Source organism: Planktothrix agardhii, from assembly GCF_904830935.1.
GTDB classification, from domain to species: Bacteria; Cyanobacteriota; Cyanobacteriia; order Cyanobacteriales; family Microcoleaceae; genus Planktothrix; species Planktothrix agardhii.
Genome location: NZ_LR882952.1, coordinates 303,481 through 328,706 on the forward strand (window position 1 = coordinate 303,481; position 25,226 = coordinate 328,706).

Genomic DNA, 25,226 nt, shown 5'->3' on the forward strand with positions numbered 1-25,226 from the left:
CAGGAGACGGAGCGGTGAACCCTAAACCTAGCACTGTTGAATCTAGTTTTAATCCCGACAAAAAAGGTCGGGTATTGTTGACGACATTTTTGAGGTTGTGATACCTTAATTTCAACATCGCAGTATCAGATTCACAGTGGAGGACAGGTCATGACTCAGGCAACAACCAACAACTTAGCACTCACAGGCGCTACCTTTGACAAATTAAAATGTAAAGAGTGTGGGGAAGAATACGCCCCCGAAGCCAAGCACGTTTGTGAAGTCTGTTTTGGCCCATTAGAAGTCCAGTACAACTATGACCTGCTCCGCCAAACCGTAACTCGCGCTACGATTGAAGCTGGCCCTAACTCGATTTGGCGTTATCGGAAGTTCCTGCCTGTCGCTACTGAGAATGTGATTGATGTGGGTACGGGAATGACTCCCCTGATTAAGTCGGAACGGTTGGCCCGTCGCCTGGGTTTAAAAAATCTGTATATTAAAAACGATGCTGTGAATATGCCCACTCTGAGCTTCAAAGATCGGGTGGTGTCCGTTGCCTTGAGTCGCGCTAGAGAATTAGGATTTTCGACGGTTTCCTGTGCTAGTACCGGAAATTTGGCCAACTCCACGGCCGCCATTGCTGCCAGAGCAGGTCTGGACTGCTGCGTGTTCATCCCGGCAGATTTAGAAGCGGGTAAAATCCTGGGGACTTTAATCTACAACCCGATTTTAATGGCCGTTAAAGGTAATTACGATCAAGTCAACCGCCTCTGTTCAGAAGTGGCTAATACCCACGGCTGGGGATTTGTGAATATTAACCTACGTCCCTACTATTCCGAAGGTTCAAAAACCTTGGGCTATGAAGTCATCGAACAACTGGGCTGGAAATTACCCGACCATATTGTTGCTCCCATTGCCTCCGGTTCCCTATTCACTAAAATTCATAAAGGTTTCCGAGAATTTGTTGAAGTCGGTTTAGTTGATGACAAACCCGTGCGTTTCAGTGGAGCCCAGGCGGAAGGTTGTTCTCCCGTTGCTACGGCGTTTAAAGAAGGACGGGATTTTATTACTCCAGTTAAACCTAATACTATTGCTAAATCCATTGCTATTGGCAACCCCGCCGATGGAATTTATGCTGTTGAATTAGCGAACAAAACTAACGGAAATATTGAATCTGTCAATGATGACGAAGTGATTCAAGGAATGAAATTATTAGCTGAAACCGAAGGTATTTTTACAGAAACTGCCGGAGGAACAACTATTGCCGTCTTGAAAAAATTGGTAGAAGCGGGTAAAATTGATCCTGAAGAAACTACCGTTGTTTATATTACTGGAAATGGCTTAAAAACTCAAGAAGCCATCCAAGGTTATGTCGGTGAACCCTTAACTATTGAACCGAAATTAGAAAGTTTTGAACGGGCAATTGAACGCGCTCGTACTTTAGATCGTTTGGAATGGCAACAAGTGTTAGTTTAGGTTTAAAATAGTCTAAAACGTTTCTGCTCAACCCCAACTGTTAATTTATTGTCCTGTTGAACCTATGACCGTTAAAGTTTTAATTCCCACACCCCTGCAAAAATTTACGAAAAATCAAGCAAAGGTTGAGTGTGCAGGTTCTAGCATTTCTGAATTGATTGAAGATTTAGAAGCAAGTTTTCCCGGTATTAAAAAAAGTCTCTGTGATGAGAAAGGAAAACCACGGAAATTCTTGAATTTCTATGTGAATAGCGAAGATATTCGTTTCTTAGAAGGAACTGAAACCAAACTAGAATCTGGGGATGAGGTGAGTATTGTTCCGGCGGTTGCTGGTGGTTGATTCAGTAATTGGATTTGATTATATTTACCGAAAAACCCCTATTTTCAGCCCTGAAGGGCTTACTACAGGGGTTTTTGACCAGGAATTCCAATAGCGCGGGGATATTGTTTAGCCGTGGGTCTGACTTTTTTTAAATATAAACAATGGCGAATACTTTGGGTTAAAGGAGTGGTAAACCCATCCACAGATTCTAGCACTCCTCCTAATTGTTTAACCGCCGAGATTAACTGTTGTTCTTCTTCCGGTGTCCAATGACCGCGATAGAGAATTGCCGTCCCTCCCACCTTTAATAAGGGTAGTGCATATTCAGCACTCACCGAGGGCGGTGCAACGGCCCTTAATAGCGCAAAATCGTAGGATTCTCGATGTTTTGGATGTTGACCAAGAGCTTCCGCCCGACCCACCCAAGGAATAGTATTATTGATCTTTAATTCTTCTAAAATAGTAGTTAATGCCGTAATTTTTTTACGAGTTGAGTCTAAAAGGGTGACAGAAGATTCAGGAAAAATTACTGCCAACGGGATGCCAGGAAAACCTCCACCTGTCCCAATATCAATAAATTTTGTTCCTGGGGATAGGGGATTTTTTTCTGATAATAAAAAGGAAATTCCTCGCAGGGAATCCCATAAATGTTTTTCCCAAAATTCTTCGGGTTCAGTGAGGCGAGTTAAGTTAAGCTGTTGATTAAATTGAATAATTAACTCAAATAATTGTTGAAATAAAACCTGTTGTTCGGGAGTGGGTTGCCAATTTAAGGTTTCTTGCCAAACGGCGGTCATATCAGGTAATTGGGGAGCGGAAATTTGATTCATAATTCAATTCACTAAAAATTAAACGGGAGGAAAAGTGGCAATTTTTTGTTTTTCTTCGATTGCCATGGCATTAATATCTAGGGCGGTTAAATGACCCTGTTTTAATGACCAACAACGGTCAGCCAAACTAAATAATTCTCTGGCATCATGGGTAACAACTAATAACGTCCAATGTTTTTTTAATTTACCTAATAAATTAATTAATTGTTGTCGCATTGACCAGTCTAACCCGGCGGTGGGTTCATCTAGCATTAAAATATGGGGTTGACGAATTAATTGTACCGCTAAGGCCAGACGTCTTTGCTGTCCGCCACTGAGGGAATGGGGCGCGACCTGTAAAGATAAATGGCCCAATCCCACTTCCTCTAAGGCTTTATCAACCTGTTCTGCGTCGATTTCGGGATGACCCAGGCGCAATTCCTCTAAAATTGTACCCCCGCAAAAATGTCGTTCTGGAAATTGAAACACTAAACCCACCAGTTGTTGTAGGTGTTCTGGGGTCAATTCTTGCTCCCGCCAGCGAATATTTCCCTGGGTTTTTGTGGCCAAACCAGATAAAATCTCTAGTAGTGTGCTTTTCCCCGATCCACTAGGCCCAATAATCAGTCCCATTTGCTGTGGCGCCAATTCTAAGTTAACTTGGGTTAAAATCGAGTGGTCACTAGCGGCGGGATGATAAACTAAGTTTTTGATATAAAGCATCAGAAAAATATAGCAGGGAAAGGGGAACAGCCCCCCCAAACCCCCCGTGCACGGGGGGCTAGGGGGGGGAGGGAACAGGGGTAAAGACTTCAATCATTGATAGTCCAACCCAAAAACGAGGCAAAAGCAATGGTCAAATCACTAATTGCTTTGGATTATAACATATTTATCAGTAATCAGTTGATTAATTAACAGTTAACTTTTTGTTCCTTTCCAATTTAATCACTCTTTAGTTGTTTACTCATTGATTAAAAATAATGATTTATTCTTATTTTAAAAATCCCAAACTATTTTCAATTTTGAAAAAATTTGTCCTGGGCATTAATACAGGTTTAATTGTATTTAGTTTGGGGGTAAATCTTGTTTTTGCTGCTGATCCCTTTCGTAAAAATGAGCCTCGTCCGATTGGAAATCAAACGGAATCTGCTTTTAAATCCATGTTTGCCCAGGGGAATTATAAACAAGCCAAGGAATATTTAGAAAAAGCGCAATCTCAAGAAACCAATGAACCTTTAGTTTATGCTCTTTTAGCTTCTTTAGCTTATCAGGATCAGGATTTTACAGCCTTAAAAACCTATAGTGATAAAACCCTAGAAACCGCCAAGTTATTAAGTACAAAAGATCCTTTACGCGGTAATCTCTATGTGGCGGTTGGTTTATTTTTACAGGGAGGTCATACTTTAGTCACAGAAGGTACACTCAAAGGCGCACCTAAAGCACTCAATAAATTACAAGAGGTGTTAAAGTTTTTAGATGTCGCTCAAAAAATCGATCCTCAAGATCCCGAACTCAATTTAATTCAAGGTTATATGGATTTATTATTATCCTTAAATCTTCCCTTTTCTGACTCAAAAAAAGCAATTAATCAATTAGAAAAACAAGCGGAACCTCGTTATTTAGTCTATCGAGGAATTGCTGTGGGCTATAAAAATTTAGGTCAGCCGGATCAAGCTTTAACTTATACTGATAAAGCTTTATTAGAAGCTCCCAACCATCCAGAAGTATTATATTTAAAGGCGCAAATCTTAGCCGACCAGGGGAAAAAATTGAAAACAGAAAATCAAACCACAACCCCGACCCAATTAAAAGAAGCCCAAAAATATTTTACTCAATCTTTGGGTCAATCTGATCGACTTCCTAAACGATTAGTGGCTCAAATTTTTTATGAACAATGCAAAAATTTGAACCGCATTGATAATCAAAGCCGTCCCTGTGATCCATTGCGAGATACAATTAAAAATGCTAATGGTCTTTGGGGGCCAACTGCGAATCAATTACCACCCTTATAGCTTTTAATTATGGAAGTTTTGTTTAGAGAATGTAATCCTTTTGATATTTGGATTTGGCTACAATTTCAAACCGTCCCCTCCCGCAGTGAACGGGATTATATTGAGGAAGTTTTTGATTCTTGGTTTTTATTAGGAAAAATGGGCGGATTTAATGCTGAAAATCTCCAGGTTCAGGACACGGGAATTGACCTAAATTATATGACCTATGATGATGCCATCGTGGATAATAGTATGATGGCATTGATGCACAATATGGGGGAAATAGAATATCAAGGCGTCTGGGCGCGGTGTTGGTTTGATTTGGGAACCAGTGATGCTTTTGCTCTTGATGTTTTAATTAATACTTTTCGTCAACTCAGCCAAGAATATGTGACTATTGAAAAAATTATTATTGGTGGTGAAAATGAAGATTGGCCGATTGAAAAAGACATTTATCAATCCAGTGTAGGCGATTATAATTAATCCTACTAGGTTTAAGGAAGGTAAGTCTAAACAGTCGGCTAAGTTCACTGATGAATAAAACTATTGATTTTAATTTAACTTCCGGCTTGACAAACATAGCCTAACAGATCTTGAGTTGCCTGACTTTGGGGAGAATAAGTAGTATCATATTGCAGGACATACCAAGTATTATTATTGCAGTTAGCTGCCGCCTGAAGGGTTTCATTACCGATGCTGTAAGTAAATCTGATTCCTTCTCGGGCTGACGAAATACTATCCGCATCAACAGAAATTTCTTCTCCAGTCGATGCTTTTCCAATATATACCCACTTCTCAGCCATTGCTGGATAAACAGCAGCAATCAGGCTGACCATTCCACCCATTAGAACACCGACCATGGATTTCTTCACGGTTCTTCCTCTATAGATGAGTTTCATTCCAGATTAGCCGAGAATTAGAGATTTTGGGATAAAACTTTACATAAAGTTAATCTTTTTATTATCAACTTGATAGGGGGTTAGACATCAATGTTTCGAGTTCTAACTTCTGTTTATCAATTAAATACAGTTGATCTAATTGTTTCCAAACCTCTTGTAATAAAGCATCTAAACCCATTCCAACCACCGCAGAAATCATAAAAATAGGGCTTTGATTCAATTCTTGCAATTGAGCAGCAAGGGCTTGAATTTCTGGGCTTTCCGTATCGACTGCATCGACTTTATTAAAAGCTACAATTTGAGGGCGTTCTCCTAATCCTCTCCCATAAGCTTTTAATTCCTCTTGAATGGTATGATAATTGGCAATGGGGTCACTATCGGTAATATCAATTAAGTGTAATAAAACCCGAGTTCGTTCAATATGTCGCAGAAATTCATGACCTAACCCCGCCCCTAAATGGGCACCTTCAATTAACCCAGGAATATCGGCAAAAACCGTACCGTCTCCCGTGGGTTTTCTGACGACTCCCAAGTTAGGAATTAAGGTGGTAAACGGATAATCAGCAATTTTAGGACGGGCGGCGGATAATGCGGAAATTAAGGTGGATTTTCCGGCATTAGGTAAACCAATAATTCCGACTTCTGCTAATAATTTTAATTCTAATCTTAACCGTCGATTTTCTCCTTCTAATCCGGGTAAAGCATATTCAGGAGCGCGATTACGGTTACTTAAAAAAAACTTATTTCCTAAACCTCCTTTACCTCCGGCTGCGACACAAAATTGTTGATTTTTTTCGATTAAATCTCCTAATATTTCATCGGTATTAGCGTCATAAACCACTGTTCCCAAGGGCACTTCAATTATACAATCTTCTCCCTGTGCCCCCGTCATATTTTTCGGGCCGCCTCGTTTACCATCATCGGCCTTAAATTTATGGTTATATCGAAAATCTAAGAGGGTTTGTAGGTTGTCAACCGCAATTAATATAACTGAACCTCCTTTCCCGCCATTCCCTCCGGCTGGGCCCCCAGCAGGAACATATTTTTCTCGTCGAAAAGCAACGACTCCATCGCCTCCTTTTCCGGCTTCGACTTCAACTTCAACCTGATCAATAAATTGCATTTTATTTAATTTGAAATGAGTAGGATATTGGAACCTCCTAAACCCCTTTTTTTCAAGGGGTTATAGGGGTCTGAACGATTGCTAAAAATCAATATTTTTAGCTACGATTTGCCTGGAAATAATAATAAGTTGCCATCGGAACCACCGTCGCCACGATTAACAAGACCACTACTATAATTGTAGCACTCATATCGTCAGTTTCTTCAGCTGATTTAAAGGTGCTTTCAACACTAATATTATCTTGTTCTAGGGGCGGGCCAGGATCGGGTTCTCCCGATAAAACAGCAGAGATGCGATCGCTGGCTGCAATAAACGCCTCATTATATTTATCTCCTTTACGAAGGGGATATTTTAGGGTTTTTTCCACCACACTTTCAGCTATTTCATCGGTTAATAAAGATTTGGTTTTTTCTCCTGTTTGGATCGCCGCATTATTCGTTAGTAAATCTAAAACCAATAAAGTTTGATTCGTCGCAACTTCAGGAGTCGGAAACCATTTTTGAAAGACTTTTTCGGTAAAAGTTTCAATGGTTTCTCCATAATCTAAACGGCGAATAGTTAAAAATCTAACTTCATATCCGGTTGTTTTTGCTAACTCAGATAAGCTATTATTTAAACGTCCTTCTGTACTACGGCTGAGAACACCATCGAGTTCCACAACCCAAGTTTGCTCACCGGAAGATACAGTTGGAACTTGATAAACTCCCGTGGCTAAAGCCGGAGTTGCTGAAAATCCAAGAATCACCGTTAACAGGAGGGAAATTATGAATCCTGTTAATAAGTTCCCTCGATTTAATATTGTTTTAAGTTGTTGTATCATTGTCAGAATTGATCTTATGAGTGCAGGGTTTCCCTATACTAACTATACAAGACAATGGTTTTCCTTTGTCTGCTAACAATCAACAGTGAACTTTATCCCCTGTTATTATGCCAAGTTTGTTTGATGTTGAACATCTGAGGGTCGCCTATCCCCACTCCCGCAAGGCTCAAATTTGGGCCGTTGATGATGTCTGCTTTTCCCTACAACCCGGAGAACGTCTGGGACTTGTAGGGGAGTCCGGTTGCGGAAAATCCACCATTGGGCGGGCGGTGATGCGGTTGTTACCCACAACCAGCCAAATTGAAGGACAGGTGCGGTTTGAAGGACAACCCGTGTTTGGGATGGATGAAAAACGGTTGCAAAAGTTTCGGGGGGAGGCGGTGGCTTTGGTTTTTCAAGACCCCATGACTCGCCTTGACCCGTTGATGACCATTGGCGATCATTGTTTAGAAACCCTCAAAGCTCATCGTCCTCAATTATCTAATTCCCAAGCTAAAAATAAAGCATTAGAAGTATTAGAATCGGTAAAAATTCCCGCCAATCGGTGGTCACAATATCCCCATGAATTTAGTGGGGGAATGCGTCAAAGAGTTGCGATCGCTTTAGCTTTATTACTTGACCCTAAATTAATTGTAGCCGATGAACCTACTACCAGTTTAGATGTCACAGTTTCCGCTCAAATTTTACAGGAATTAACCCGACTTTGTGAACAACGGGGAACAGCTATTTTATTGATTTCCCATGATTTAGCTATGGTGGGGGAATATTGCGATCGAATTGCGGTAATGTATCAGGGAAAAATGGTGGAAATGGGAGCATCGGAAACGGTGTTTCAAAATCCCCAACATCCCTATACTCAATCTTTATTAAAGTCAGCTTTACATTTACAGGATATTGAAAATAAAGCAGTTAATTCTGGCTTAGAAACGAGTACATCTGCTACTAAACCCCTATTATCAATTAAAAATTTACAAAAATATTATACCCTAGAAGCTGGATTTATTCAACAACTTTTTTCCAAATTATCAATTAAAAATTTACAAAAATATTATACCCTAGAAGCTGGATTTATTCAACAACTTTTTTCCAAACAAAAAAAATCCGTGATCAAGGCTGTTGATGGGATTAATTTAGAATTATATCCTGGGGAAATATTGGGTTTAGTGGGAGAATCGGGTTGTGGAAAAAGTACCCTCTCTCGGACTATTTTACAACTAATTCGGGCAACAAATGGTAGTGTAGAATTTTTAGGAACAGATTTAACTAAATTATCCTCTGAACAGGTGCGAAAATATCGCCGTCAAATGCAAATGGTATTTCAAGATCCTAATGCTTGCTTAAATCCAATGATGACGGTGGGAGAAAGTATTGCTGATCCGCTTTTTATTCATAAATTAGCAACTCCAGAGGAGGCAAAAAACCAAGTTTTAGCGATGTTAGAAAGGGTGGGATTAACACCAGCAATTGAATATTATCAACGATATGGGGGGGAATTATCGGGGGGACAACAACAACGAGTAGCGATCGCTAGAGCTTTAATGACCCGTCCCCAATTATTAATTTGTGATGAACCCGTAAGTATGTTAGATGCGAGTATTCAAGCCCAAGTTTTAGATTTAATGTTAGAATTAAAACAAGAGTTTAATTTAACCTATTTGTTTATTACCCATGATTTATGGGTGGCTCGGTTTTTATCCGATCGGATTGCGGTTATGAACGGCGGTAAAATTGTTGAATTAGGAGAAACAGAATCAATATTTACTAATCCCCAACATCCCTATACCCAAACCCTATTATCCGCTATTCCTTCCCTCGCAAAAACAATATAATCATCATTCGTAGTGAACCCTTGAGGGTTCTATTATCTCTGTATTAATCACCTCGTAGTGAACCCTTCAGGGTTCTATTATATCTTTCTTAATCACCTAAATTGTCATGAAAAAACTGGTTTTAATTGGTGGAGGACATAGCCATGCGATCGCCTTAAAACAATTGGGAATTAATCCCTTATCAAATGTTGAATTAACATTAATTACGGATGTAATTCAAACCCCATATTCAGGAATGTTACCCGGTTATATTGCGGGGTTTTATAGTTTTAATCAATGCCATATTAATTTACAGTCCTTAGCTCAATTTGCTCAAGCTAAACTTTATATTGATTCAGCAATAGGTTTAGATTTAGAAAAAAATCTAGTAATTTGTAAAAATAATTCTACTATTCCCTTTGATATTTTATCAATTGATATTGGTAGTATTCCGACAACCTTAACTATTCCTGGGGCGATAAAATATACTATTCCTGTTAAACCTATTTCTCAATTTTTGCAATATTGGGATCAATTAATTGAGAAAATCAAGCAAAATCCGCAAGAAAAAATTAGATTAGCTATTGTGGGTGGTGGTGCGGGAGGAGTTGAATTAGCTTTCAATATTCATAGCCATCTAACCCAAATTTATCAACAATTTAATCAACCTTTAAATCAGTTGGAATTACATCTGATTCATAGCGGTAATCGGCTATTATCTGAACGTAATTCCGATTTAAGTCGGAAAGTAAAAACTATTCTCGCAAATCGTAATATTAATGTACACTTAAATCAAACAGTAAGTAATATTGATCAGAATCAGGTTAAAATTATTCGTTGTACATCAGGACTAACCCTAGAATGCGATCGCATTTTTTTGGTAACACAAGCATCAGCATCTCCTTGGGTTCAAAAAACAGGAATTTCAACGGATGAAAGGGGATTTATTCTAGTCAATAATTACTTACAATCTATTTCCCATCCCCAAGTTTTTGCCGCTGGAGATATCGCTACAATGGTTAATTATCCTCGACCCAAAGCGGGAGTTTTTGCTGTGCGTCAAGGTCAACCACTATTTGAAAATTTAAAAAGAAGTTCGCAAGAAAAACCTCTGAAATCTTTTATTCCTCAAAAGGAGTTTTTAACTTTAATTGGGACAGGAGATCAAAAAGCGATCGCATCAAAAGGATGGTTTAATATTGGGCCTAATTCTTTATTTTGGCGATGGAAAGATTATATTGATCAAAAATTCATAAAACAATTTAAGGGGATAATCTCCAGTCTTTTAAAAATATAGCATATAGCAGTTGCCGCATCTATTAGGACATTCTTGAAAGCTAAAAGCTGCTCACAGTAAGTATTTACAAGAGTGCCTATTGCCTATTCCCTATTGCCTCTTGCTATACCAGATACTAAAGAACTTTTTGATTGAAACAAGCTAATGTAAATCGGCTTCCCAAATTCCGATATAAATGCGATCAGATTGTTGTCGCTCAACAACACCTTTGAGTGAATCAATTGCAAAAGAATAATCGTTATCTTTGCGGTTATAAACCATTTTTAAGCCAGCTTCTAGGGTGGAATTTAAGCGACAACCTGACATACTATTAAAAGTAATTAAAATAGTTTTTAATTCAACTTCTTGGGAAAATGCAGCTTCCGTTTGTCGCAATTTACCCGATTTTTTATCAAACAAAAAACCTAGACTAACGCGGTTAGGAATTAAATGATAAAAAACAGCTTGGGTATTCGGCCAATACCCAGTTTCTATTTTTGCGGGAGTCCCAAACATCTGAAAGACTTGATTTTTATCAATACCTGGCTTAAACCCAGGAATTCCGTAGCCTGATGGAATTTCATCGCATTGGTCAAGGTCTATTTTCTCAGGTTGTATAGGAGTAATTTTAGGGATAGAAAAATCGGGAATAATCGTAGCTATAATCTGTTTAATTTCTCTCGAAGAAAAACCGATTATGGATGGATAAAAACTTTTAGAAGTGAAAACAATAGGTAATAAACCTATTAAAAACAATTTAATAATAATAGTTTACCTCCGACTCGATAATTTGTTAATTTAAAACACTGATTTGATTGGAGTCAGTAATCACAATTTTATCAATTTTATTAGATTGTTGTTCGGGAATAACTCCTTTAATTACAATAGTTTTATTTTGTAGATTTAACCCACTTCCAGCATTAGGAATCTGATTCAAAATTTTTGGATTCAGGAAAACATAATAAATCTTTTTATCTTTTGATTGTAATGTTAACCGAGTTATTTGATTTTCTACCATGGTTAAACCATTAACAATTCCTATAATTTGATTAGATTTTGTTGTCAAAGATGATGAAATAGTAGAAGTTACTGGAGAACAGAAAAAGTTAACCGGATTTCGAGTGAAATCCGCACATTTTAATACTTCTTCTGCTCTCTGACTAATTTGAATAAAGGAGGAAAAATCCGGTTCTCTATCAACACCATAATTTGCTTTTTTCTGGATATTTACAGGAGCATTAACTAACGCTTGGGTAATCGCTTTTTGATCATTATTTGACAAATTAGGAGAAAGATATACCCCTGACCCTGGAATATTTCTACTCCTCTGAATCACCCTAAAATTAGGATCATTTTTAACCGCTTCATAGGATGCTGCACCGACATCGGCTTTCCCAGTTCTAACTAACTCTTGAATGACTTCCCCCCTATGTCCCATCGTTACCCGTAGAGATTTGCCAAATAAATCATAACTAGGCATATAAAAACTAGAAGCAGAGTTAAAATCTCCTAAAGCAATAACGGTGGTATTTTTGAAATCAGAAATAGACTGAATTGAACTATTTTTTTCAACAAATAATGCCGATTGATAATAGGGAGGAGACTGGGGAAACATTCGCGCTACCCAAATATATCCGTTATCTTTAGCGGCTACGGAAATCATCGGGGAAAGGGTAAAAGCTATATCCCATTTTTTAGTGGCCAGTTTGTTTTTTACCTCTTGATAAGATTCCCTAAGTTTGCTATCAATAGTAATGGTAATTTGATCACCAAACTGTTGTTTTAAATATTCAACTAATGGGGTATAATCATCTGACTTCACTAAAATTCCAATAGTTAGGGAATTTGTCTCTAAACGGTTTATTGGTTGTTGTTTTTCTGAAAATACTAATGGAATTAAACCCGTTTTAGGATTGACAAAAAGATAAACCATAATCCCAAATAAAGATAAACTTAAGATGGCACTTATGGTTAAAATAAAAGCCTGGTTAGTTTTAGAAGAACTCATTTTTTTATTCTGGCGAGGATTGTTTTTCAATGATCGCTTGGCGAAATCCTAAAACCAGTAAAATATTAGCCAAGGTTAAAAAGACTTCCGCCCCGCCATGTAACCAATCAATATTAGCTAAAGATTCCTGATAAACTACTTTGGCATAAATTCCCGCCGGAATTGTTACCGCGACAAATACTAATGTTCCATAGAACCCAATTAAAGCTAAACGGGGCATTTGTCCAGAACGAGTTAAAAACCACAAAAACCCTAAATAGGGAAATAGAGAAATCGCAAATAAAGTATCTTTTGAAAACATTGTTTTTTAAAGGTTAGACGGAATCAAATGTTGTGTATAATCAAGCTAAATACCTTAATTTTTAACGGAATTTGCATTACGCCAAATCCACCAAGCCGCCACACAAAGGGTCGTATTTCCCACAACTGTCATCGTTGCTTGTAAGGTAACTAACCATTCTAAGGAGGCAGGATTATCAAAATAATGCCAGGTACAGGCACACATGGCGCTGACTAAAGATGGTAACATGGCGAAGGAAAGACCCCACCAAGCTCGATTTTGAGTCACTTCTCCATAAATCCAGATGAACCAAATCGCGACAATCCACTCAATCACACTCGAAATATGAATTACCCAGGTCGGAATAGATAAAGCGTGCATAATTTGACAATTGATAACAGAAAGTTAGTTAATATTTGAGTCTGATATTTATGTTAATTTAATTAGCGTACAATCTGATATTAATATTGGGAACTGGAGAAAGGGGAGGCCATGCAACGGGTAATTTGTAGTGGATATTATGGAAAGGGCAATGGCGGGGATGAGGCTTTGTTAGCATCGCTGTTACAAATGCTACCGCCTACGGTTGAACCAATTATCTTGTCGGGAAACCCCAGCCAAACCCAAAACCATTATCAGGTGGAAGCCTGCGACCGGATGAATGGGATGGAAGTTTTCAACGCCCTCTGTCGCGCCGATGCTTTAATTTGGGGCGGGGGGAGTCTGATCCAAGATGTGACCAGTGCCATCAGTCCTTTTTATTATGGCGCTTTGATGGGATTAGCGCAACGGATGGGACTCACAACTATTGCCTGGGCCCAGGGTATTGGCCCCTTGAACCGTTCTATTTCTCGATGGCTGGCAAAAAAAACCTTTTCGGGCTGTAGTGCCGTCAGCGTGCGTGATGTGGGTTCTGCAAGGTTATTATCTAAGTGGAATATTCCCTTTACCCTGGCCCCTGATCCGGTTTGGGCCTTGGAATCTCGACCCGTGGCCGGGTTGTGGGATTTACCCGCGCCACGAGTTGCCCTGACTTTGCGACCTCACCCCCAATTGACGCCGGAACGGTTATTATTAATTACTCAGGCATTAATATCTTTTCAAAAAGCTACCCAAACGTTTATTTTATTAATTCCGTTTCAGCCTATTCAGGATTTAGCGATCGCCCAAATTATACATCAAGCCCTACCCGAAAATAGTCAGATTCTAATATTAGATGATCCTCGACAATTAAAAGGAGTATTTCGAGGAGTTGAATTTTTGATTGGAATGCGATTTCATAGTTTAATTATGGCAGCAACAGAACAATGTCGCTGTTTTGCCTTGAGTTATGATCCTAAAGTTAGCCGTTTAATAGAAGAATTAGAATTACCCGGATGGGAAATTGATCAACTCCCAGAAGATCCTAACTTAATTAGTAAAATCTGGATTGATTGTTATGCTAATAATCAACCCTTTTCCCAGGGAAAAATCGAGTTTTTTGTGGATCGGGCAAAAGTTCATAAAGAACTATTATACTCCCAATTTCATTAAATCCTATTGTTCATTTTACAATCATTATTTATGGCCCGCGTCCGAGTTCGTCAGCACGTTAATCCCCTCAGTCAAAAATATCTAATTCCGGTAATTCCGCCTGACTGGTCAAAGATTTATACCAATTCTAACCAACCCATTCATTTAGATATTGGCTGCGCTAGAGGTCAATTTTTATGCGAATTTGCCCAATTAGAAACCCAATGGAATTATTTAGGATTAGAAATTCGAGAATCCTTAGTTGAGGAAGCTAATATGATCCGAGATCAACTGGAATTAACGAATTTATATTATCTATTTTGTAATGCTAATACTTCAATTCAACCGATTTTAGACTCCTTACCAACAGGATTATTAAAACGAGTTAGTATTCAATTTCCCGACCCTTGGTTTAAAAAACGTCATCAAAAACGCCGAGTTGTTCAACCGGAATTAGTAAATAATTTAGCCGATTATTTAGCAGCAGGAACAGAGGTTTTTGTCCAGTCTGATATACAAGAAGTTGCATTAGAAATGTGCGATCGCTTTTCTGAACATCCCGCTTTTCATCGTACCCAAAATGACTGGTTAACGGAAAATCCCCTTCCCCTTTCGACAGAACGAGAACAATCAACTTTAGAACGAAATGAACCCGTTTATCGGGCTTTATTTATCAAGACATCTGATTAAAACAACAGAGGAGAAACATTCAGACTTGTAATTTTTGCCTGAATATTTATCCTCCAATTCTCGATTTTAGACCCTAAACCCTATTAATCTATAAGTGATGATAACTATTTTTCAGGGGGGAAATCGAGATTTAAAATTCACAAAAAACAGAAAAAAGAAAGTTGTCTTTAAATTTTGAAAAGTTTTTATTTGAAAACAATTAAGCACCAATAGCTTCTTCCACACCGGGTAAACGTTGAGCAGAATAACCGACACCTCGCACCGTTAAAATATATTCAGGATTGCGTTGATCTTCTTCAATTTTTGCTCGTAACCGCGCAACATGAACATCCACAACCCGCATATCCGCAATCCGTCGAGGTGTATATCCCCATAATTCCTTGAGAATTTCTGAACGAGAAACCGCACTCCCAGAACGTTTAACTAATAACTCCAAAAGATTGAATTCAATATAGGTTAAGGCAACCACTTTATCACCCTTATAAACCCGTCGTTTAACCGTATCAATCCGCACGGCTTCGAGTTGAATCATCTCTGGACTCAAACTATGGGATGGAGTCGTATCTTTAAACCGTCTTAAAATCGCATGAATTCGAGCTTCTAATTCTTTAGGAGAAAACGGTTTAGTTAAATAATCGTCTGCTCCTAATTCTAAACCCGTAATTCGATCCGCCACATCCCCTAAAGCGGTTAACATAATAATCGGAATATCTGATTTTGTGCGAAGTTCTTGACACACGCCATAACCATTTAATTTCGGCATCATTACATCCAAAACCAAAAGATCAGGACTTTCTTTTTCAAACATTTCTAGCGCTTCTAAACCATCGGCGGCGACTACAACATTATAACCTGCCATGGAAAGACGAGTCTTCAAGATCCGCCGAATCGCGGATTCATCATCAGCAACTAGAATTTTTTCTCCGTTGCGTTTTTCGTCAAATTGTGCTTGTACGCTCATATCTGGTTTTATAATAGATGGATCAGCCGTTAATCGAGCAAGGCAAAAGCAAATCACATCAATGCCCACAGGTTCTCAGGACTGCTTCAACCCACAAATTCTGATAAACTGCATAGTGATATGACGGGACAGAAATTCACTTGTTCTTGGGGTGGGTGATTCAGTCTGATGCTTAGATTGCTGCCTATTATGATAACATAAGTTTTCAATTTGTTATCAAACTTAACAAACCTACCATTTGTCGTAATATTCAGTTACGGGGGTTAATATTTTTAAACAAAACATCAATAGTGCTATAGCAATCCTAAATAGGTTGTAACATTTCAATACTGATATGAAACGGCCAGAAGTATTACCCCAGATCCCTTCCCCCCCCTAGCCCCCCAGGGCTGTTCCGGTGTTCCCTTTTGATCAGGGATTTTAAACACAACTCAAATAGGATTGCTATATTATACCTAATTAGTAACAACGATTTTGGGATTTGGTAAACGTTCTTGGCGTTATTCCATGTTAGTCAAAGATGGGATCATCGAAAAAATGTTTATTGAGCTGGAAGTTGCTGGCGATCCATTTGAAGTTTCCGATGCAGAAACTATACTCAAATATATTAATCCTAATGCGGTCAAACTCCCTTTAGTTTCGCTGTTTACAAAAGTAGGTTGTCCCTACTGCGCCCGTGCTAAAGCCCTATTAAAAGAGCGAGAAATTGCTTTTGAAGAAATTGTTTTAGGGAAAGAAATTACAACCAAAAGTTTGCAAGCAGTCACCGGAAGTACCACAGTTCCTCAACTTTTTATTGATGGAAAACTAATTGGTGGTTCTGAGGATTTAGCCAAGCATTTTGGAGTCTAATAATTCCTTTTTAATAGTTCAGGGAATTAACCACCACTAACCGGAGGAATTAAAACAATTTCATCTTTATCCTGTATTTCAGTATCAGGATTAACGAATTCTAGGTTAATTCCAAACCTGGTGACATTTCGCCATTTTTCTAGTTCTGGGTGTTCTTGAATTAACCGATCTAAAATTGCAGAAATGGGAGTTTTTGGTGGAAAATTCAATACTAATTCTGGAACTTTGTAGGCTTCTTGAAAGACTGCAAATAGTTTCACCGTAACTGTGATTGACATAATTCGTAATTACCCATTACCCATTACCCATTACCCATTAGCCATTACCCATTTTAGAAAAAAACCTACCCCGTATCATAACAGGATAGGAAGAAATATCGCTGAGAAGTTACGTTTAACTTTTATTTAAAAAGCGTTGAACTTGTCCAATGGCGATCGCACCAATATTAAAAAAAACCCAACCCAATGCTGCAATTAGGGGTAATAGAACAATCAAAATGCGAAAATCGAAATCCATAGATTCTCCTTCTAAAGTTTTTTAAACATCTTTCATCTTTTTGTTTTGATTCCAACTATTCTGGTAATCAAGAGAGGACTGAGGCTGTTTTGCCAGTTCTGTTAACCCCATTTTATCAGATTACGAGGATCAGTAGAATGAGAACCCGATCCCAGAATATAAAGTTTTGTTACAATCCTTGAGTTAAAATACTTATAAGTAGTTGCACAAAATAAATTACCTAGTTGAGAGAGGGAACATCCCCCCAAACCCCCCGTGCACAGGGGGCTAGGGGGGGAGGGAACAGGGTAGCTGAAGGAGTTCTATATGTGGTGGATGAAGTCCGGGAGTCTGCCGACGGCAAATCCTACGCCGTATACGGCAAAATTCGGCGTCTGATTCAATAGCATGGGCAGTTTGTATTTCACCCCTAACCTCATCCTTACACCCATTACCCATTACCCATTACCCATTAAATGGTCTAAGCTCTAATCTGTTAGGTCATCTGGCAAGAATTAGGGTAGAATAGGGATTTCCAACAGATCAGCATAACCTGGTTAAATCAGATTCAGTCTGATAGAATCTGAAAAATTCAAGAACCACAGACAACCTCACAACAATCAAGTGAGTGAATAATATTCGGCGGATAACTTGTCCGTGGGAGCCTGTGGACTGGATTGTGCCAACACTTCCACCCCTGAAGTCGGAACAAAACCAACATCAAAAAAATCCCAGATTTTAATTGATGGTTGTAGGTTTGGTGAAAGTGCTTGCTAGAATATCAAAATTAGACCCGTGTGAGGAGCAAATAGAGTGTCGAAAATACTACTGAAAGCATGGCTACTCAGTCCTGCCGTCTTAGGAGCTAGTTTATTAGCCCCGATGACAGCATTAGCAGAGTTACCCGTGACTAAGGCCGGGCCCACTGCGATTGCAGCGGCAACCGAAGTATCTGCCCCGGCAGAAACCCCTTTGGAACCCATCCAAACTGAGTTAAAAATCAGTGAGCAAGTCTCTGTGAATCCTTTGGACATTTTGACCCTCACCCCACCGCAACAGTTAGCTCAGGTTCCCGTGAATCCCCATGCTGGAGCAGGGAACAGTAGAGGCATCGAAACTCCCGCTAACAGCGAGATTCCCCTAGCTGATCTCGATGCTGCACCTCAAGGCGATGCGGCCAATAACGCCGAGGTGATGCAACAGCTTAATGAATATGGCCGTGAAGGTCGGGGCAACAAGCGTCAAGCTCAAGTTACCTCCGTCTCCCAACTGTCCGACGTTCAACCGACGGACTGGGCGTTCCAAGCTCTACAATCCTTAGTAGAACGCTATGGGTGTATTGCAGGATATCCCGATGGAACTTTCAAAGGGAATCGTGCTTTAACCCGTTTTGAATTCGCTGCTGGGGTGAATGCCTGTTTAGAGCGGATTAATGAACTGATTGCTGCCTCAACCAAAGATTTAGTCACCCGTGAGGATTTGGCGCAACTGCAACGCCTCATGGAAGAATTTGCAGCCGAATTAGCCAGTCTGCGCGGAAGAATTACGGTATTAGAAGCCCGCGCCGGAGAACTGGAAGCCAATCAATTCTCTACCACTACTAAACTACGGGGAGAAGTGGTGTTCTGGCCAGGAGATGCCCTTGGAGATCGGGCGTCTTATAATGTGGTCGGTCAGTTTGCCGATACGAGCGATGACCCCGCCGAAGCCTATTTTGGCTACCGCGCTCGTTTAAACTTTGATACCAGTTTCACGGGCCAAGATTTACTCAGAACCCGTTTACAAGCCCAATCCATACCGGATTTGAGTGCTTTTGATGTCACCAATACCCTAATGTCTCGGACGGGCATTGATGGTCAACCTGGCAACGTGACTCTGGATAACCTCACCTACCGTTACCCCTTCTCCCAAGGAAAAGGTTTAGTCTGGGTCGGTGCAAAAGGGTTAGCCTTGGATGATATTCAAGATGTTCTGACTCCCTTTGGTGATGATGCCGGTGGTTCAATTTCCCGCTTTGGACGCTTCAACCCGACGACATTCCAGGGCCCTTCTGGTACGGGCTTAGGTGTGGAATATGCCTTTAGTCACGCTTTTAAAGCTAACCTGGGTTATATGGCCGATGATGGTTTTGCTTCTCAAGCCAGCCAGGGTACAGGTATGTTCAATGGTACCTATGGTGCCATGGCTCAATTAGTCTTTGCGCCAACTGATAACCTGGCTTTTTCCTTGGATTATAACCACCGTTACTTCAGTAACGATAACGTATACGTTTCCGGTGGTACGGGGAGTTGGGGTGCTAATAGACCTTTCGGTAATAATGCCACAACCACAGATAACCTGGGCGTACAAATGAACTGGAGAGTCGCCAGCCATTTCTCCATCGGCGGTTGGTTTGGAAGTACCTGGGCTGACCAGAAGAATGGTGGTAACAGTAATGCAACCATTATCAACTGGGCTGCGGTGTTAGGATTTCCCGATATCCTCCGAGAAGGAGATGCTGGGGGTTTAATTGTGGGGATGCCTCCGAAAGTCGTCAGTCATGATATTAATGGCTTAGAAGACAGAGACACCTCCATTCATATTGAAGGCTTCTATCGCTTACCCCTCAGCGAGTACATTGCTGTGACACCTGGTTTCTACGTCGTCACCAATCCTGATCATAATAGCAACAACAACACGATTGTTGTGGGAACATTGCGGACAACTTTCCGCTTCTAATTCCCTTTTAATATTTATTGAATCAACCAGTTTCTTTAAGAGGCTGGTTTTTTTATGACTTCAAGATTGGGGTTTTGATCCGGTATTCCGAACGTTAATTAATTTGTTGAGAATATCAAACCAAAAGGAAGAACCCATGGAAATTGCGATCGCAGTTAATCCCCAGCCCATGATAACTTTAAATAGTTGAATAACAATATTTTCCCCTGAATTAAACTGTTGATTTAAGTTAGATTGATCCCATCCTAAAGGCAAGGAAGAAAAGTCAAATAAATAAGAATAGAGAAAATTTTCGGTTAAATCTTGACAATTTTTTGTAAATTCAGCATCTGAATTTAAACAGTTATTCAAGGGAGAATTAGGATTGTTAGTTAAAACAATATCAATACTTTGACTGAGATTTTCCTGTAAAATAGGTTCTTGAAAAAGACGGTTAGTAATATTTAATGTATCTGCATTTAATCCCATAGCTACTAGGAATCCAATGGTAAGTGTAATCAGTTTGACTTGCCGTTTATAGACTCCCGATGCTCTGGTCATAGACTGTTGAAACCAATCGCTGATCGCTGTTTCTAAGGATTCAAAATTAGCAGTATCTCCGGCTTGATTTTTGGTTTTTATGGCTAAAATTTTGAATAGTTTAATTTGATCTGGATCAAAAAACTGTTTAATCTCCTCTGAGTCAATAGCTAGAATAAAATCATCAATGGTTAAACTATTGATTTCGGGTTGAACTCCAGACTTTTCTATAATTACACTAATTAATGCTAAAGCAAAGGTGGAATTAGGAATATAAGACGGCCCAACAGAATTTTTATTCACCCGTTGTTTATAATCTTTCCAAGATTTAATTAAAGGGTATTGGTACAGAAGTTCTGTTGCTGAATCTCCTAAAATAAATTGAATAGAACGATATAAATTTTTGGCTCTCCAATCAAATATAGAACTGGCTAAAAATTCTTGTATTTCTGATATTAATAAGCTCAGAAGCAAATAAATAAAAAATAAACCGATGGCGACATTAATGGTTGAGGGAATATTCATATTTAGCTAAAAGTGGGAAGAAATAAGGGAAAGAAAGCCCTGAAGGGCTTACTACAATTTTAGGATTACTGTATGATATCAATTAAAATTAACATAGTTTTAAGGATTTTGAATTATGCTTCAATCTAAAAAATTACCTCGTTTAGCGATAACATTAGGCGATCCATCAGGAATAGGGCCAGAAGTAATATTAAAAGTTTTAGCTGATCCAGCACTGCATCAACAGTGTAATCTAACTATAGTGGGAAGCGATCGCATTTTACAAGCAACCTATCAGCAATTACAAAATCAGGGATTTCAGGCGGCAAAACCTAATCAGTTACGGGTGATTAGTTTAGATCCTGATCCGAGTTTACCCCCATTAGAAATCGGGGTCGGAAATCAAACCAGTGGGGCGGTCAGTTTTCAATATTTGGATACAGCTATTACCCGAACTTTACAAGGAGAATTTGATGGAATTATCACCGGGCCAATCGCTAAAAATCTCTGGAATTTAGCGGGTTATAATTATCCCGGACAAACGGAATTTTTAGCAGAAAAAGCCAAGGTTAAACGCTTTGGAATGCTATTTGTTGCCCGCTCTCCCTATACAGGCTGGACATTAAGAACTCTATTAGCTACGACCCATATTCCCCTAACGCAAATTTCCCAAACCTTAAACCCGGAATTAATGAGTTTAAAATTAGAGTTATTGGTCGATTGTTTACGCCATGAATTTGGATTAGAAAATCCTAGAATTGCCGTAGCCGGATTAAATCCCCATAGCGGAGAAAATGGGCAGTTAGGAACAGAAGAAAAAGACTGGTTAATTCCTTGGTTAAATCAACAACGCGATCGCTATCCCTATATTCAATTAGACGGCCCCATTCCCCCTGATACAATGTGGGTTAAGCCCGGTCAAGCCTGGTTTAATTTAGGAAAAAATGCCCATGATGCCTACATCGCATTGTATCATGATCAAGGGTTAATTCCGGTTAAATTAATGGCATTTGATCGGGCAGTCAATACTACAATTGGTTTACCCTTTATTAGAACTTCTCCCGATCATGGCACAGCCTTTGATATTGCGGGAAAAGGAATAGCTGATGGGTCAAGTATGAAAGCAGCCATAGAATTAGGTATAGAATTAGTCAATAATCGTATTAACCCTTAATTCCGATGTCAACCTCAAATTCTAAACCGTCTATTCTCTGGTTTCAGTTAATCGGATTATCCTTAGTTCAAGGAGCAATTAGCTTAACTTGGTTACTGTATAGATTATATGTTCCTCAACTTTTAGCTTCCTTGGGATTTCCGGGTTTATTCCCAACTATTTTAGTAATTGAAAATGCGTTAGGAGTAATTATTGAACCCATAGCAGGAAATTTTTCTGACCGTCAACGAAAATGGCTAGGAACTCGTTTTCCTTTAATTAGTTTAGGGGTAATTTTATCTTCCGGTTTATTTATAGCAATTCCCGCCTTTTATATTTTTGGTCAATCTCTTAATTCCCTACATTGGATATTCCCAATTCTATTAATTTTATGGGGCGTTGCTATGGCGGTTTTTAGAAGTCCAGTTACGGCTTTATTAGGTCAATATGCTGTACAAACAAAACTCCCCCAAGCCATGAGTATTTTAGTTGTTACGGGGGGTATTATCGGTGCAATTCGTCCTATTTCTAGTCAGTTTATTCTCAGTTTAGGATCGGGAATTACCTTTAGTATTGGGTCTTTAGTTTTATTGGGTTCTGTGGGTATTTTAAGATATTTTAATCCTGATTTGAGCGTTATTCCTCAGTCAGAAGAACCGACTCAAAAATTATATTTCAGAAACTTAGTTTTTGTGGCATTATTAGGGTTATTTGTAGCATTAGGATCTCGATTAATCTTAGGGGAAGTTTTTCCTCAAATCATCAAAAATTATGGTGGCAATACCCAATTAATTATGTTTTCTGGGTTAATTTTATTAGCATTTACTTCCATTCCTGCGGGATTGTTTGCTGTTAAAATTGGCAATAATAAAGCAACATTAATCGGATTAATAACAACAGCTATTTTATTATTATTCTCGTCTTTTGTTGTGAATAAAATTATAATTATTCTGGTTAGTTTATTAATGATTGCCAGCTATAGTTTAGTCGCCAATGGAATTGTCCCCATTGCCTTTTCTTTATTTCCATCCCAGAAGAGCGGTTTAGGAATAGGAGTATATTTTGGGGCGTTTTCTTTGGCGATGAGTGGATATGATTTCATCATCAAAAAATTGGGAACTGTTGACCTTATAATCAATTATCGCTTGGGGATGATGGCATTTTTAATTACAACTTTTTTGGTATTATTTTTGCCGAAATTAACAATTCCTAAAATAACTGAATAAAGACAATTCTGATCTATTCTAAAATAAACCTTAACCGATGTCTAAATTAACAATATCCTCAGAACAGATTAAAGCTATTTCTACCCACGCCGAACAAACCTATCCCCAGGAATGTTGCGGTTTATTAATGGGCGAAATTAACGAAAATTATGATAAAATAATTGTAGATATTATTCCTACAGAAAACGCTTGGAATTCTGAAACAGCCAAAACCTTTGAGGAAGTAGAAACTACTAATAAACCCGTTACCTCAGAACGTAGGTTTACCATTTCTCCTCAACAAATGATTCAAGCTCAAAAACAAGGACGAGATCGCAATTTAATCATAATAGGTATTTATCATTCCCATCCCGATTATCCCGCCATTCCCTCCGAATTTGATCGAGTTTGTGCTTGGTCAGACTATTCTTATATTATTATTTCCGTCGAAAAAGGAAAAACCACCGACCTACAAAACTGGATTTTAGATCAACATCATCAATTTCAGTCCGAACCCTTAATCACACATTAACCGATCTTCCCCATCCTCAGCTATAATATATAGTTTTGATGACCCAAATCCCTAACTGGGACGGTTATATTTTTTGTCAAAATTGCTATGCTAAATCCGAATCTGGATGAAATCCAGTTAACGAAAGACGACTACGAACGGTACTCCCGCCACTTGATTTTACCAGAAGTCGGTCTGGAAGGTCAGAAACGCTTAAAAGCGGCGAGTGTGCTTTGCATCGGAACCGGGGGACTAGGTTCGCCCTTGCTGCTATATTTGGCGGCGGCGGGTATTGGACGCATCGGAATTGTTGATTTTGATGTGGTGGATACCTCCAACCTGCAACGCCAAATTATTCACGGGACTGCTTGGGTGGGGAAACCCAAAATTGAATCGGCGAAAAACCGGATTTTGGAGATTAACCCCGCTTGTCAAGTTGACCTCTACAATACCCGCATCAGTTCAGAAAATGCCCTCGACCTGCTGCGACCCTATGATGTGATTGTAGATGGAACCGACAATTTCCCGACCCGATATTTGGTGAATGACGCCTGTGTGTTACTGAACAAACCTAACGTCTACGGGTCAATTTTTCGGTTTGAGGGTCAAGCAACGGTTTTTAATTACCAAGATGGGCCCAACTACCGGGATTTATACCCCGAACCTCCTCCCCCCGGAATGGTTCCCTCCTGTGCAGAAGGCGGGGTTTTAGGGATTTTACCAGGAATGATTGGCGTGATTCAAGCCACAGAAACCGTTAAAATTATTCTGGAAAAAGGACAAACTTTAAGCGGACGTTTGTTATTATATAACGCTTTAGAAATGACGTTTCGTGAGTTAAAATTACGTCCAAATCCTGTTCGTCCAGTGATTGAAAAGTTAATTGATTATGAGCAGTTCTGCGGTATTCCGCAAGCACAAGAACAGGAGGCTAAACAGAAAATGAATATTCCTGAAATCACCGTTGAGGAACTTAAACAATTACTTGATAGTGGGGCGGATGATTTCCTATTAATTGATGTTCGTAATCCCCATGAATATGAAATCGCTAAAATTCCGGGTTCGGTGTTAATTCCTTTACCCGATATTGAGCAGGGAAAAGGCATTGAACAAGTCAAAGAACTGTTAAATGGTCATCGTTTAATTGCCCATTGTAAATCGGGAATGCGTTCGGGAAAAGCTTTAGGGATTCTCAAGGAAGCAGGAATTTCAGGAACTAACGTTAAAGGTGGAATTCTGGCTTGGAGTCGAGAAATTGATGCTTCAGTTCCCGAATATTAGGTTGAGATTGCATTGATTTGTGCTCAAAACCTGT

General features: G+C 39.2%; 26 protein-coding genes and 1 pseudogene. 14 read left to right on the plus strand and 13 right to left on the minus strand.

The features are described 5' to 3' along the window. The first annotated feature begins 150 nt into the window (after positions 1–150). Complete coding sequence (thrC, locus tag NMG88_RS01380; RefSeq protein WP_026787177.1) at positions 151–1,455, plus strand: threonine synthase; 1,305 nt, start codon at positions 151–153, stop codon at positions 1,453–1,455. Positions 1,456–1,519: 64 nt separating this feature from the next. Beyond that, on the plus strand, positions 1,520–1,795 hold the full coding sequence (locus NMG88_RS01385; RefSeq protein ID WP_026787178.1) for a MoaD/ThiS family protein: 276 nt from the start codon (positions 1,520–1,522) through the stop codon (positions 1,793–1,795). 62 nt (positions 1,796–1,857) lie between these two features. On the opposite strand, the gene rsmG is transcribed toward NMG88_RS01385, so the two are convergent. Then, the gene (gene rsmG, locus NMG88_RS01390) at positions 1,858–2,607 is read right to left on the minus strand and encodes a 16S rRNA (guanine(527)-N(7))-methyltransferase RsmG (RefSeq protein WP_026787179.1); all 750 of its coding nucleotides are present in this window, start codon (positions 2,605–2,607) and stop codon (positions 1,858–1,860) included. Between the two features lie 18 nt (positions 2,608–2,625). Next, positions 2,626–3,309, minus strand: coding sequence for an ABC transporter ATP-binding protein (locus tag NMG88_RS01395; RefSeq protein ID WP_254035032.1), 684 nt, complete (start codon positions 3,307–3,309; stop codon positions 2,626–2,628). A 257-nt stretch (positions 3,310–3,566) separates the two neighbouring features. On the opposite strand from NMG88_RS01395, the gene NMG88_RS01400 reads away from it, so the two are divergent. Together NMG88_RS01400 and NMG88_RS01405 are read left to right on the plus strand one after the other, a co-directional pair. Further along, positions 3,567–4,598, plus strand: a complete 1,032-nt coding sequence (locus NMG88_RS01400) for a Sll0314/Alr1548 family TPR repeat-containing protein (protein WP_235765550.1) — start codon at positions 3,567–3,569, stop codon at positions 4,596–4,598. Positions 4,599–4,607: 9 nt separating this feature from the next. Then, on the plus strand, positions 4,608–5,060 hold the full coding sequence (locus NMG88_RS01405) for a DUF3531 family protein (RefSeq protein WP_254035033.1): 453 nt from the start codon (positions 4,608–4,610) through the stop codon (positions 5,058–5,060). Positions 5,061–5,134: 74 nt separating this feature from the next. Here the strand turns inward: NMG88_RS01405 and NMG88_RS01410 are convergent, their stop codons facing one another. From NMG88_RS01410 to psb32, 3 genes are all read right to left on the minus strand, one after another. Then, complete coding sequence (locus NMG88_RS01410) at positions 5,135–5,449, minus strand: hypothetical protein (RefSeq protein WP_254035034.1); 315 nt, start codon at positions 5,447–5,449, stop codon at positions 5,135–5,137. 91 nt (positions 5,450–5,540) lie between these two features. Next, positions 5,541–6,599, minus strand: coding sequence for a GTPase ObgE (gene obgE, locus NMG88_RS01415; protein ID WP_042151132.1), 1,059 nt, complete (start codon positions 6,597–6,599; stop codon positions 5,541–5,543). Between the two features lie 97 nt (positions 6,600–6,696). Further along, on the minus strand, positions 6,697–7,419 hold the full coding sequence (gene psb32 / locus NMG88_RS01420; RefSeq protein WP_042151135.1) for a photosystem II repair protein Psb32: 723 nt from the start codon (positions 7,417–7,419) through the stop codon (positions 6,697–6,699). Positions 7,420–7,526: 107 nt separating this feature from the next. Here psb32 and NMG88_RS01425 point away from each other — a divergent pair, with 107 nt between their 5' ends. Both NMG88_RS01425 and NMG88_RS01430 read left to right on the plus strand, forming a co-directional pair. Further along, positions 7,527–9,248 carry an ABC transporter ATP-binding protein gene (locus NMG88_RS01425; RefSeq protein ID WP_042151137.1) on the plus strand — a complete coding sequence of 574 codons (1,722 nt, stop codon included), beginning with the start codon at positions 7,527–7,529 and terminating at the stop codon, positions 9,246–9,248. 106 nt (positions 9,249–9,354) lie between these two features. Further along, entirely contained in the window at positions 9,355–10,524 is a 1,170-nt protein-coding gene (locus tag NMG88_RS01430) for an FAD-dependent oxidoreductase (protein ID WP_042151139.1), read from the plus strand. 141 nt (positions 10,525–10,665) lie between these two features. Here the strand turns inward: NMG88_RS01430 and NMG88_RS01435 are convergent, their stop codons facing one another. From NMG88_RS01435 to NMG88_RS01450, 4 genes are read right to left on the minus strand one after another with little or no spacing between them, the layout of a single operon-like run. After that, positions 10,666–11,259: a hypothetical protein gene (locus NMG88_RS01435; protein WP_227349899.1), complete on the minus strand. Its 594-nt coding sequence runs from the start codon at positions 11,257–11,259 to the stop codon at positions 10,666–10,668. Positions 11,260–11,296: 37 nt separating this feature from the next. Then, on the minus strand, positions 11,297–12,511 hold the full coding sequence (locus NMG88_RS01440; RefSeq protein WP_235758367.1) for a phosphate/phosphite/phosphonate ABC transporter substrate-binding protein: 1,215 nt from the start codon (positions 12,509–12,511) through the stop codon (positions 11,297–11,299). Positions 12,512–12,515: 4 nt separating this feature from the next. Continuing rightward, positions 12,516–12,812, minus strand: a complete 297-nt coding sequence (locus NMG88_RS01445) for a DUF3593 domain-containing protein (RefSeq protein WP_027254857.1) — start codon at positions 12,810–12,812, stop codon at positions 12,516–12,518. A gap of 54 nt (positions 12,813–12,866) precedes the next feature. Continuing rightward, positions 12,867–13,172: a DUF2499 domain-containing protein gene (locus tag NMG88_RS01450; protein WP_026787189.1), complete on the minus strand. Its 306-nt coding sequence runs from the start codon at positions 13,170–13,172 to the stop codon at positions 12,867–12,869. Between the two features lie 111 nt (positions 13,173–13,283). Between NMG88_RS01450 and csaB the strand changes: the two genes are divergently transcribed. Beyond that, entirely contained in the window at positions 13,284–14,324 is a 1,041-nt protein-coding gene (csaB, locus tag NMG88_RS01455; RefSeq protein WP_235765553.1) for a polysaccharide pyruvyl transferase CsaB, read from the plus strand. Between the two features lie 30 nt (positions 14,325–14,354). Further along, the gene (gene trmB / locus NMG88_RS01460) at positions 14,355–14,993 is read left to right on the plus strand and encodes a tRNA (guanosine(46)-N7)-methyltransferase TrmB (RefSeq protein WP_042151148.1); all 639 of its coding nucleotides are present in this window, start codon (positions 14,355–14,357) and stop codon (positions 14,991–14,993) included. Between the two features lie 199 nt (positions 14,994–15,192). Here trmB and rpaB read toward each other — a convergent pair whose 3' ends face one another. Further along, positions 15,193–15,954, minus strand: a complete 762-nt coding sequence (rpaB, locus tag NMG88_RS01465) for a response regulator transcription factor RpaB (protein WP_027254861.1) — start codon at positions 15,952–15,954, stop codon at positions 15,193–15,195. A 474-nt stretch (positions 15,955–16,428) separates the two neighbouring features. On the opposite strand from rpaB, the pseudogene NMG88_RS01470 reads away from it, so the two are divergent. Next, positions 16,429–16,806: pseudogene (locus NMG88_RS01470) on the plus strand (glutaredoxin domain-containing protein); the annotation flags it as partial. A gap of 26 nt (positions 16,807–16,832) precedes the next feature. On the opposite strand, the gene NMG88_RS01475 reads toward NMG88_RS01470, so the two are convergent. Together NMG88_RS01475 and NMG88_RS01480 are read right to left on the minus strand one after the other, a co-directional pair. Continuing rightward, complete coding sequence (locus tag NMG88_RS01475) at positions 16,833–17,084, minus strand: MoaD/ThiS family protein (RefSeq protein WP_026793659.1); 252 nt, start codon at positions 17,082–17,084, stop codon at positions 16,833–16,835. A gap of 115 nt (positions 17,085–17,199) precedes the next feature. After that, positions 17,200–17,322 carry a photosystem II protein Y gene (locus NMG88_RS01480; RefSeq protein ID WP_026787195.1) on the minus strand — a complete coding sequence of 41 codons (123 nt, stop codon included), beginning with the start codon at positions 17,320–17,322 and terminating at the stop codon, positions 17,200–17,202. Positions 17,323–18,114: 792 nt separating this feature from the next. On the opposite strand from NMG88_RS01480, the gene NMG88_RS01485 reads away from it, so the two are divergent. Continuing rightward, positions 18,115–20,019: an iron uptake porin gene (locus tag NMG88_RS01485; protein WP_042151157.1), complete on the plus strand. Its 1,905-nt coding sequence runs from the start codon at positions 18,115–18,117 to the stop codon at positions 20,017–20,019. A gap of 60 nt (positions 20,020–20,079) precedes the next feature. Here the strand turns inward: NMG88_RS01485 and NMG88_RS01490 are convergent, their stop codons facing one another. Continuing rightward, a complete protein-coding gene (locus NMG88_RS01490; protein ID WP_254035035.1) occupies positions 20,080–21,063 on the minus strand; it encodes a hypothetical protein in 984 nt (327 codons plus the stop codon). Positions 21,064–21,178: 115 nt separating this feature from the next. On the opposite strand from NMG88_RS01490, the gene pdxA reads away from it, so the two are divergent. The 4 genes from pdxA (at position 21,179) to moeB (ending at position 25,192) form a co-directional block, all read left to right on the plus strand. Beyond that, a complete protein-coding gene (gene pdxA / locus NMG88_RS01495) occupies positions 21,179–22,216 on the plus strand; it encodes a 4-hydroxythreonine-4-phosphate dehydrogenase PdxA (protein ID WP_254035036.1) in 1,038 nt (345 codons plus the stop codon). Between the two features lie 5 nt (positions 22,217–22,221). Then, on the plus strand, positions 22,222–23,421 hold the full coding sequence (locus NMG88_RS01500) for an MFS transporter (protein ID WP_235750890.1): 1,200 nt from the start codon (positions 22,222–22,224) through the stop codon (positions 23,419–23,421). Between the two features lie 37 nt (positions 23,422–23,458). Beyond that, a complete protein-coding gene (locus tag NMG88_RS01505; protein ID WP_235750891.1) occupies positions 23,459–23,932 on the plus strand; it encodes a M67 family metallopeptidase in 474 nt (157 codons plus the stop codon). A gap of 87 nt (positions 23,933–24,019) precedes the next feature. Beyond that, positions 24,020–25,192: a molybdopterin-synthase adenylyltransferase MoeB gene (gene moeB, locus NMG88_RS01510; RefSeq protein WP_042151169.1), complete on the plus strand. Its 1,173-nt coding sequence runs from the start codon at positions 24,020–24,022 to the stop codon at positions 25,190–25,192. Positions 25,193–25,226: the final 34 nt, after the last annotated feature.